At 35.3% G+C, this 12,764-nt stretch carries 2 protein-coding genes; both read left to right on the forward strand.

Annotated elements, in window-relative coordinates; translation table 11 throughout:
- Positions 1-133: 133 nt before the first annotated feature.
- Entirely contained in the window at positions 134-9,847 is a 9,714-nt protein-coding gene (locus tag F0000_RS23400) for a non-ribosomal peptide synthetase/type I polyketide synthase (protein WP_149627151.1), read from the forward strand.
- Between the two features lie 6 nt (positions 9,848-9,853).
- A partial coding sequence (locus tag F0000_RS23405) for an amino acid adenylation domain-containing protein (RefSeq protein ID WP_149627152.1) occupies positions 9,854-12,764 on the forward strand: 2,911 nt, incomplete at its 3' end.

Raw genomic sequence — 12,764 nt, forward strand, 5'->3', positions numbered from 1 at the left:
AACCAGGTAGGGAACTATATAAAAGACTCACAAAGAACAATTATAAAACTTTCTTAACAAAGATTTTGATAAATAATAAACCTATTCATTGTCTTGAGAATTTAAAAATCATACAAAAACAAAACAGAAAAAAATGTCGTCATACTCATCAAAATTGCACAAAGAAACATTAGTAACAATTTTTGACAAACATTTAAAAGAGACACCTGAAAAAGTTATTTACACTTTTTTAGAAGATGGGGAACGGGAGTTGGGTTCCAGAACATACAAAGAATTGTATGAAAGATCCGGTATGATCGCCTCTCATATATTAGCATATGCAAATCCAGGGGATCGGGTATTATTAATATACCCTACAAATCTTGATTTTATAGATGTCTTTTTTGGATGTGTAAGAGCTGGGGTTATTGCGGTTCCTAGTTCTCCCCCAGAAGGAAAAAGGCGTATAGGGAGGTTAGAAAATATAGTATCAGATTGTAAGCCTACTCTTATTTTTACCAATTCTGTAATGTATAAGAGAATCAAGAAATGGTTTGATCATACGGAGTTATCAGAGCTCAAATGGTTGGTCACAGATGAGATAGAAGTTTCTTTAGACAAGGTTTTTCTAAAAGAGATTACTCCAAGTTCCACAGCCTTTCTTCAATATACTTCTGGTTCTACAGGAGACTCTAAAGGAGTAATTATTAGTCATTCTAATGTACTGCATAGCAGTGATCTTATTCAAAAATCATTTGATCATTCAAAAGAATCTGTAGGTGTAGGGTGGTTACCAGCATTTCATGATATGGGGCTTATTGGTAATATGATACAACCCTTTTATGTGGGTTTTCCTCTTTATTTTATGGCTCCCATTGACTTTATAAAAAAACCTGTTCGTTGGTTAAAGGCTATTTCAAAATATAAAGCCACGGGAAGTGGAGGTCCTAACTTTGCCTATGATTTATGTATAGATCAAATTAGTGATGAAGACATCAAAGAATTGGATTTAAGTAGTTGGAAGGTAGCATTTAATGGGTCTGAGCCGATACGCCCATTAAGTTTAGATAATTTTGTTAAACGTTTTGGGAAATATAATTTGAAGAGAAGTAGCCTATTTCCTTGTTATGGTATCGCAGAGGCTACCTTGATCATTAGCGGAACGGATTATCGTAAAGCTCCAAATACTCTTACTTTGGACAAGGGAAAACTTCTTAATGGCCAGGTAGAAGCATCTCAAAACACCGAAGATCTAACAAAGATTACTACTCTGGTAAGTAATGGTGCTATTTTGGCTCCTATGAGAGTCAAAATTGTAAATCCTATCACCAAGAGAGTTTGTAAGAAAAATGAGGTAGGAGAAATTTGGATCAAAGGGCCTTGTGTTGGAGATGGTTATTGGAACAGAGAAGAGCTCACCAAAGAAGTGTTTAAAGCACAAATACAATATGCCAATGGAAAAGTCAATACCCGATTAGGTACTTTTCTAAGAACAGGCGATATGGGTTTTTTAAAGGAAGGAGAGTTGTTTATATCAGGACGCTTAAAAGAAATGTTCATTATCAACGGGACGAATCACTTTCCTCAGGATATCGAACGGGTTGCCCAGCGTTCTCATCCAGATCTGGTAGCTAATTCCGGGGCAGCATTTAGTATTGATAAAGACGGGAAGGAAGAGGTTATCCTAGTACAGGAACTAAATCGAAATGTAATTAGAAATTATGATTTTAAAGAAATCGTAAATGCCATTAGTAAGGAGGTACTTTATGAGCACAAGATTCCCTTACATGAAATTATATTGGTAGGTCCGGGAGGAGTAGAAAAGACGACTAGCGGAAAAATAAAAAGAGTACGAACCAAGCAGCTTTACCTGTCAGATTCACTATATCAAGAGCTAGATCGATGGAACAGCAAAGCAGATCATATTGCCGATAAGACATTGGATGAAAGCATAAATCTTACGGAAAGTATTACCGAGGATTCAATTGAGATTATGAAGTGGATTCAGGAAAAAATTGCTACAGTAGTTAATGTGCCCGTTCATGAAATAGATATAGCTTCTTCTTTCGCCTCTTTTGGTATTACATCGATACAAGGGATTCGATTGGTAGGTGAATTATCGGAGTTTTTGAATATGAATCTTTCTCCTATATTATTATATGAATATCAGAATATCAGTAGCTTAACAGCTTATTTGTTGAACGAGTCATCAGCTACTCTAAAGGAAGAAGTTTCTATACGAACACATAAAAATGAGCCTGTGGCTATTATCAGTATGGCGTGTCAGTTTCCTCAGGCAAAAAATGTGCAAGCTTTTTGGGAAAATCTAATAGCTGGTAAAGATGCTATTACTGAAGTTCCTGAGGAGCGATGGAGTTTAGATACTTATTACAGTGAGACCCTTGATGGATATACGATGAATACCAAATGGGGAGGTTTTATCGACGATATCGATAAGTTTGACGCTTCTTTTTTTGGAATTTCTCCATCAGAGGCAGAAAAAATGGATCCTCAGCAACGCTTGCTTTTGGAAGTTTGTTATCACCTGTTTGAAAACTCTCAAAAACCACCTTCAAAGTATTCAGGAAGTAATACGGGAGTATTTATAGGTGTAGGAGAAAGCAGATATGGAGACTTATTAAAAGATGCAGGAGGGAAGCAAAATGCTTATTCAGGAGCTGGAATTTCTAATAGTATTGCGGCTAATAGACTATCTTTTTTCTATGACCTTAAGGGGCCAAGTATGACCATCGATTCTGCTTGTTCTTCTTCTTTGACCTGCGTTGATATGGCTGTGAAAAATCTAAGGGATGGGGATTGTGATGTAGCCGTAGCTGGAGGTGTAAATTTAGTAGTATCTCCTTATGTGTCCATTGCATTATCACAATCAGGTATGATGTCTGTAGATGGTCATTGCAAAACCTTTGATAGTAATGCCAATGGCTATGTAAGAGGAGATGGTTGTGGTTTGGTATTATTAAAACCGCTGTCTAAAGCGAAAGAAGATGGTAATGATATTTTGGCAATAATAAGAGGTACTGCAGTCAATCAAGACGGAAACAGTAATGGTTTGACCGCTCCTAATGGTTTGGCGCAACAGGCGGTAATAAGAAAAGCTTTATCAAAGGCCAATGTTACTCCGTCTAGTATCACATATGTAGAAACCCATGGTACAGGAACTTCATTAGGAGATCCTATAGAGGTGAAGGCACTGGATCAAGTATATAATGAAGGTAGAACAAATCCGTTGATTTTGGGGTCAGTAAAGTCGAATATAGGGCATTTAGAAGCTACCGCTGGGATTGCAGGATTCATAAAAACAGTATTGTGCCTCAATCACCATCAAATACCTAAGCAACTTCATTACCATACTCCAAACCCATATATTGACTGGAAAAATACGAATGTCTTTATTCCAAAAGAACACATTCCATGGGAGATTACTAAGGAGCATCAAAAACGCAGGGCAGGAGTAAGTTCTTTTGGTTTTGGAGGAACAAATGTTCATGTAATCTTAGAGGAAGCCAATGATATAGTATCATCCTTTGGTTCTAATTCTGAAGCTGAAAATGGCAATTTTAAGAGTATAGCAATCTCCGCAAAAACAGATACTTCCTTGTTTTTCAGAAAAAAGGAGCTGGTATCTTATTTAGAAAAACATCCTGAAGTTGATATGTCATCATTAGCTTACAGTCTTGTTACTACCAGGGATACACACGAGAAAAGATTTATGACTGTTTGTAAAGATAAAAATGAACTTATAGCGGCTTTGAACGAAAAGACATCTGATACTGAACATTCACAAAATAGCATGACAAGTTTTGAAAAGCTAAAGGTTGCCTTTCTATTTACGGGTCAGAGTTCTCAATATATAGGTATGGGAAGCAGTCTATATAAGCATTTTCCGATATTTAAGAATGCCATGGATCGTTGTTTTGCAATATTGAAAGGTATCATTGATATTGATCTTAAAGAATTGATATTTTCGACAGCTGAAGAGAATAATAAGATCTTAAAAAAAACACAATATACCCAACCGGCTTTGTTTTGTTTAGGGTATAGTTTGAGTCAACTCTGGAAACATTGGGGTATTCAACCAAAAGCTTTATTAGGTCATAGTATTGGTGAATTGACTGCTGCCTGTGTAGCAGGAATTTTCAGTTTGGAAGATGGATTGAAACTAGTAGTTTCCAGAGGGAAATTGATGCAATCGTTACCAGAAAATGGGGGTATGATCTCTTTATTTTGTTCAAAAGAAGAAACGAAAGCTTTCCTCATAGGATATGAAGACAAAATCACAATAGCTGCCATCAATAGTGAAAAACAAACCGTAGTATCTGGTAAAAAAGAAGCACTTGTTAGATTAAAAAAGGAACTTACCAAGAAATCGATCACTTTTAAAGCATTGGAAGTTTCCCATGCATTTCATTCACCTCTTATGGAACCTATGCTTGAGGATTTCAAAAAAGTAGCATCTTCTATTGTGTATTATAAACCTAATAATAGAATCATCAGTAATATAACTGGAAGTGAAGAAATTTTTAAAATGTGTGATGCCTCCTATTGGGTCGATCAGATTCGTTCTTCGGTACAATTTTCCGAAGGAGTCAAGACCTTGGAGAATATGGATATCAATACTTTTATAGAAATGGGGCCATCACCTGTTTTGATTAATTTTGGTAAACAAATTATAGATTCCCCCAATACCTTATGGCTACCTTCTTTGTGGCATTATGAAATAGAAGAAAAAACCATTCTGGAAAGTTTAGCGAATTGGTACAGGGCAGGAGGAGCAATAAACTGGAAAGAATACTACTTTGGAAAGGCTATAAAATCAATATCCTTACCTAATTACCCTTTTGATGGTCAATCCTATTGGGTAAATAGCAGTAGCAATAAAGAGATCGAGAATAATAAGGCAGAGATCATAAAAGAATCTAACCTTTCTGATGATTTCCTATATAATCTTAGCTGGAAACCACTTATTCATTATAAAACCTTGGATGGAGCAGGTTCAAGTAATTGGTTAATTATATGCGAAGACAACTCAGTTTTTGATGCTTTGTACAAGGCTATCGAGCAAAAAACACCAGCATTAACTAGTATTACATTTGAAGAATTTCACGACCTGAAAAAACTAAGTGACTATACGCATATTGCAGTGATTTGGCCTTCACTATTTAAAAAAGATATCAGCGATCTCTATAAGTATTCTGAGGAATTGACATGTAAAGGGATGCGTCAACTTCAAAAATTAGGCTTATTGCTAAATACTAAGAAACATAAGCTAACCCATCTATGGTGGATTACCTCCGAGGTATATGATAAAGTTTCTGATCAAGGGTTAGCTTTATCTCCTTTATGGTCCTTATCCAGAGTATTTAGAAATGAGTATCCACAAATCTCGACCAATATATTAGATGTTGGAGGGAATAATGAAGATACCAACAAGTTGTCTAATATCTTGTTTAATGATGAAGCACACCAACAAGTATTGTATAAAGATAATGAGCTGTTTACTTTACGATTAGAAGCAACAAGACACACAAAAAAGCCCTCCATTCATTTAACTTTTAATTCACAAAAAACAGTTTTGATTACTGGAGCCCTTGGTGATATGGGCCTACAAATGACTAAATGGCTACTTCTTCATACTCCCATTACCCGTTTTTTATTATTAGGAAGAAACAATCCCACACCAAAGACACTATCTGTAGTAGAGGAATTAGAAAGCTTAGGCGGTCATATTATGGTAAAAAAGGTTGATGTAACTAATAAAGAGGAACTTTCTAGAGCTATAGCTGTAGTACCAACGACCAACCGTTTAGGAGGTGTCATACATCTGGCAAGTACTACAGATACAGGTTTGATCAAAGATCAGACTATAGAAAAAATTAAGCGTGTTTTTGCTCCAAAAGCTCAGGATACCTGGAATTTACATGAAATTACCAAAGATGAAGAATTAGATTTTTTTGTTTTGTTTTCTTCTATTGCTTCTCTTTTTGGAACCATAGGACAAGCGGGCTATGCCGCTGCAAATGGTTTTTTAGATGGTTTGGCGAACTACCGAAAAGAAAAAGGATTAGCTGTTAGTACGATCAATTGGGGACAATGGATAGGTATGGGCAAACTGAAAAATCTAGATGAACAACAAGAGAAATTATTACGATCTGATGGTACCCAACCTATCGAAAATAGTGTTGATAGTTTTGCTTTGATGATTTCCATCATCAATAGCAAAGCTTCTCAAATGCTATGTACAAAGATCGATCACGAAAAATTCCTGGAAAAGATCAACATGGATTTAGGGATGATCCCTGGTTTTTATGAGTTACTGACTGATAGGAAAGAAGAGATTAATTTTCGGGAGTACCCAATGCTTGTTCAGGAGTTGTTATTACTTCCTGAACATAACAGGTTAAAGTTCTTATACGAAAAATTAAAAAAAGAAGTCTGCCAGTTATTAGTATTAGAGGATATTGATATCGATCAGCCATTAATGGAATTAGGATTGGATTCTTTGATGGCCATAGAACTAAAAAACCGGTTTTCACAAGCTTTAGGCAAACGTATTCCTATTACATTACTATTGGATTACCCTACTATAGAAGCTTGTGCAGAGCATATTCTGAGTGAGGTTTTAGGTTTTGAGGGAGGACAAGAAGGGAAGACAAAATCATTACAGATTGGAGACCTCAAAAGACCATCAAGGATACCATTATCATATGCACAAGAAAGACTATGGTTTTTGGATCAGTTAAGTGGTAGTGGGGAGTATCACATTTTCACCACATTAAAATTATCGGGAGAACCTAAGGTGTCTTTGATAGAAAAAACGATTCTGCAAATTATTCAAAGACATGAGGTATTACGTTCTGTTGTAAAAATGGATCAGAAGGGAGAGGTTTATCAAGAGGTTTTAAATGTTAATTCTTTCCTATTGAACCATATTAAGTTAGAAAAAGGAGCTGATTTGGATAAGTCATTCAAGCAGGTGATTTTTGCACCTTTCGATTTATCCACAGATCTGATGATTCGTGTTGCTCTGGTAACATCCTATGAAAATCAGCATTACCTTATTTTAAGTGTACATCATATTGCTGCTGATGGTTGGTCTGAGACCCTGATTTTAGGTGAATTTATAAAACGTTATGAGTGTTTGTTAAATAATACCCAACCTTCATTACACGAACAAGAGTTTCAATATGCTGATTATAGTGTCTGGCAACGAGAATATCTACAGGGAGAAGTATTAGATAAGATGCTCGCTTATTGGGAAGAACAACTAATGGGATTATCTCCATTAGAACTTCCTTATGATTATCAAAGACCAGCAGTTCAGAGTGCGATAGGAAAAACCTCAAGTTTTAGGATTGATGCTGCATTAACAAAACGGTTGATAGAATTTTCCCAGGCAGAAGGAAATACCTTATTTATCACTTTGCTAGCTGCCTTTAAGGTTTTATTGCATAAATATAGCGGCCAAAACGATATTTGTGTAGGGATACCAATTGCAAACCGTACCCAGTCTGAAGAAGAGCAAATGGTTGGTGTTTTTATGAATACACTGGCTTTACGGAATTCAATAGATAGCAAAGAAACATTTAAGGAGTTTTTAAGTCAGGTTAGAAAAACTACTTTAAAAGCGTATGATTATCAATCGACCCCTTTTGAAAAAGTAGTAGAGAGATTATCTCCTGAACGTGACCTGAGCCGAAGTCCTATATTTCAGGTAATGTTTGGGATACAAAACTCTCCTGATGTTAGAAAATTAGATTTTGGAGATATTACCCTTACTAAATATGAAATAGAAAATACCACTTCAAAATTTGATCTTTCATTTACCATTATTGAAGAAGATGATTATATGGCACTGGATGTGGAATATTGTACTGCTCTTTTTACAGTAGAAACTATCGAACGTTTCGCGGCTCATTATAAATTGTTATTAAACAATATTTTAAACCATCCATCAAGTACTATTTCAGAAATAACTTTATTGTCAACGGCAGAAAAGAAGCAGATTCTTATAGATTTCAATTCGACCACAAAAACATTAGTTTCTAAGAAAATCACTTTTGTTGATCTATTTCAGGAACAAGTAAAGCTTACACCAACTGCTATAGCCATTGTTTGTGATCAAGAAGAGATTACCTATGATGAACTGGATAGGAGATCGAATAAAATTGCAAATTACCTGATTAAACGAAAAGTAGGTAAAGATAGTTTAATAGGTATCTGTATGGAACGGTCTATAGATATGATCGAGGCAGTATTAGGAGTTTTAAAATCAGGAGATGCCTATGTTCCTATTGGTTCTAATTATCCGGAATCGCGTATCTCTTATATTTTGGAAGAAACCCAGTGCAAGGTTGTTATTACCGATCAATCCGCTATAGAGAATATCCCTCGACAGTTAGATCTAGATGTGATCACAGGTACTGAGATTACCTCAGAAACTTCAAGTTACAAAGAGGTGATGCCTGATATTCCTATTTCAGGATCATCTCTTGCCTATGTGATTTATACTTCGGGCAGTACAGGTAGACCAAAAGGAGCTATGATCGAGCATGACGGAATGTTAAATCATCTGCTGGTGATGGTGGAGAAGTTTGCTATGAATGCGAATACAATTATTGGTTTTACTGCTCCCTTTACTTTTGATATTTCTGTATGGCAAATGCTCAGTGCCTTATTAAGTGGAGGAAAAGTTATTATATATAAAGAAACCCTCATTCAAGATGGGGTTGCCTTTTTAGAACGGTTTTATGATGATAAGATTACTTTATTACAATTAGTTCCATCGTATTTGTCAGCTTTACTGGATACCCCTTCCATAAAAGACTTTAGTAGATTGAAGTACTTGTTAGTAACAGGAGAATCTGTCCATAAATCGTTGCTTTCTACTTGGTTTGAAAAATACCCTAAAATACCAGTCTCAAATGCGTATGGTCCTACTGAGGCGGCAGATGATGTAAGTCTTTATTTTATGGATCAAGTGCCTTTATCAGGAAGAATACCTATTGGGAAACCCATTGCCAATACCAAATTATATGTGATGAGTGATAACAATACCTTATGTCCAATAGGAGTTATTGGTGAATTATGGGTTTCTGGTATCGGTGTGGGTAGAGGGTATCTAAATGATGATGATAAAACAGAAGTAAATTTTATTGCTGATCCTTTTAATCCAGGCCAAGGTGTTTATAAAACTGGAGATTTAGCCAGATGGTTACCAGATGGTAATTTAGAGTTTATAGGTAGAAAAGATAATCAGGTAAAAATAAGAGGATATCGGATTGAATTAGGAGAGATTGAGAATGTATTATCGAGTATAGATCCTATCAAAGAATGTGCTGTATTGGTCAAGGAAGATATTTATGGAAATACATATTTAATAGGTTTTGTAACCCTTCATTCTACCTTTGATAAGAAGTATATTGATATGATGCTTAAGCAACTATTACCAGAGTATATGATTCCAACAGTTTGGTTAGCTATAGAAGAAATGCCAATTACCAGACATGGAAAAATTGACAGAAAAGCATTAGCAGCTACAGAAGTAGAAGTAAAAGAAGAAGAATTGCTTGCTCCAACTACCGAATTGGAAAAACAGTTGGTTGCTATTTTTGCAGACTTACTGTCCCTGAAACAAATAGGAGTCAATCAAAATTTGTACAGTTTAGGGTTGCACTCTCTCTTGATTATAAAAGTAGCAGCGAGGGTAAAGCAGGAGTTAGACATCCGCATTCCAGTTAAGATGTTTTTTGAATTTCCTACTATAAAACAACTAGCATTCACCCTGTCCTATTCGATAAATAAAATTAGGAATGCTGGTGCAAATCATAAAGTAACTATTAACATTTAGACGTAGATGAAAAATAATATTATAACATTTTTAGATGCTCTTAAAATAGAAGGTATAATCTTAGAACTTGAAGAAGGTAGATTAAAATTAATGTCCGATGATACGATACCTCCTGAGTTATTAGACCAAATAAAAGGACACAAAAAGGAAATAGTTACTTACCTAAACAAGGTTGAAGAGTTTGTTCCTTCTTTTAGCGGTTTGAATTTTAAGATTCCTGAAAATGGAATATCCCAGGATTGTAAATATCTTATGCCCTCGATGTTACCTTTGGTAGATTTGACACAAAAGCAGTTAGATACCATTATGGATGTGATTCCGGGAGGAGGAGCCAATATTCAGGATATTTATCCTTTGTCACCTTTACAGGAAGGAATCTACTATCATCATTTAATGAGTAATCAACAAGATGGGGATCCTTATATTTTGCCTTCTTTTTTACGCTTTTCAAGTGTATCACAACGTAGTGAATTTGTAAAGGCATTAAAACTGATAATACAACGTCATGATGTTTTAAGAACCTGTATATTCTCCAAAGGTCTTGAAAACCCGGTACAGATAGTATTGCGCAAAGCAGAATTAGTAACTACAGTTGTTGGTTTGGATGTTATAGAAAAAATATTACCGAAAAGTGAATGTACATCCGTTTCAGAGGGATTGTGGATTGATATATCAAAGGCACCTTTGCTGGATTTGAAAACCGCCGATGACCCTAGGCATGATATCTATTATTTAGTAATCAAGTGTCATCATCTGATTACCGATCATATTGGGGTTGAAAAAATTATAGAAGAAATTATTCAATATATCTCGGGTAAGGAGGAAGATATAGTCCAACCAGCATTATATCGCGATTTTATAGCCTACATACAATATCAGCAGGCTATCAACGATGGCAAAGATGAAAGGTATTTTCGATCTCTTTTTGAAAATGTGGAAGAATCTACCTATCCTTTTGAGCTTAAAAACACTTTAGGTCATGGAAGTACGAGTGTTTCTACTTCTGGGAATCTGTTAACCAGTGCTTTAAATAGACGTATCAGGAAGGCGTCTGAGACTCTACAAATCAGTCCAGCTGTTTTGTTTCATGCCGCTTTTGGAAAGGTTGTTGCTATTTTGAGTAATAGTAATTATGCGATTTTTGGCTCCCTGTTTCTGGGACGTTTACAAGGAGCAGAAATTACCGAAGGTTCGGTTGGTTTATTTATCAATACACTTCCAGTGTATCTCAGCATTGAAGGAACTATCACAGAATATATAGTGCAAGTAAAAGACAGGTTACAAGAGTTACAGCTTTTTGAACAAACTTCTTTATCCTCTATTCATAAATGGAGTCAGATCCCTAATAATGTCCCCTTGTTTAGTACTTTGCTTAATTACCGTTTTTCTCGATCTTATTCTCAGGTTGATTTGGATATGGAAATTATAGAAGGAGAGGAACGTACCAATTATCCTTTTACCTTGGATGTGGATGATTATGGAGATGATTTTCGCTTGATAGCAAAAATAGCAGATGTAGAAATTGATGCCATCAGAGTGGTTGCTTATATGGAAGAAACTTTAGAATTATTTTTAGAATTGCTGGAAAATGATAGTGATATATCAGTAGCTGAACTTTCTATTTTACCTGTTGCAGAAAGAAAACAATTATTAGAAGTGTTCAATGATACGGCGGTTGCTTATCCAACAGACAAGACAATAGTTGATTTATTTGAGGAGCAGGTTGCAAAGACACCGAATAATGTTGCTTTGGTATTTGAGGGAGAAGAGTTGACGTATCAAGAATTAAATGAGCGTTCGAATCAGTTAGCCCATTATCTACAAGGTACTTATGCTTTGGGTTCGAATGATTTGGCAGGTATTATGCTAGAGCATTCCTTATGGTCGATTGTTTCTATTTTAGGTATTTTAAAGTCAGGAGCAGCGTATGTTCCTATAGATATAGACTATCCTGAATCCAGAAAATCTTTTATAATAACTGATACGGATTTAAAAGTATTGATTGTAGAATCATCAAGTTTGTCATCTGTAGTTGATTTTGATGTTTCTATTTTCTCGATAGATATTGAGTTAGAAGGTTTATCTAATACTACTTATGCGAACAATCCTAGGTTTGATATTTCTACACAAGATTTGGCTTATGTTATATATACATCTGGTAGTACAGGTAAGCCTAAGGGTGTAATGATTGACCAATGTAGCTTGATAAATTATATTTTATATAGTGTTTCAAGTTATGGATCAGAAGATTGTGAGTATAATTTTCCACTGTTTACTTCTTTGTCATTTGATTTAACGCAGACCAGTCTTTATATGAGTTTACTCACAGGAGGATCGTTATTTATTTATAGAGAGAATGATATTTCTGAAGTTTTAAGCATCATATTAAAAACGAGAAGGGTTACTTCTATTAAATTGACACCTAGTCATTTATTGTTTTTAAAGAATATGTCTTGTCCACACTTATTACAGATTATTATTGGAGGAGAGGAATTACTTTCTTTCCATTTGGAATGTTTAGAAGATATGCATCCCCAAGTCTGTATTTATAACGAATATGGACCTACAGAAACTACTATAGGTTGTAGTGTACTAAAAGTTAAAGACCACAATGTATCTGGAACTATTCCTATAGGTAGTCCTATTTCTAATACTCAGGTTTACATTTTAGATTCAAATGAGAATCTACAGCCCATAGGTGTAGTTGGAGAATTATGTGTTTCGGGTTCAGGCTTAGCCAGAGGTTATCTAAACAGAGTAGAATTAAGCAGGGAGAAATTTATTGTTCATCCATTTAAGGAAGGTGAACGATTATATAAGACAGGAGATTTGGCAAGATGGTTACCGGATGGTAATTTGGAGTTTATAGGCAGGAAGGATGAACAGGTCAAGATTCGGGGATACCGTATAGAGTTAG

The sequence above is a fragment of the Aquimarina sp. RZ0 genome (genome assembly GCF_008370685.1).
Taxonomy (GTDB): Bacteria; Bacteroidota; Bacteroidia; order Flavobacteriales; family Flavobacteriaceae; genus Aquimarina.

What these genes read in the sequence shown, in the direction of transcription:
- F0000_RS23400 (WP_149627151.1), top strand. Translation starts at nt 134, where the DNA reads ATGTCGTCATACTCATCAAAATTGCACAAAGAAACATTAGTAACAATT.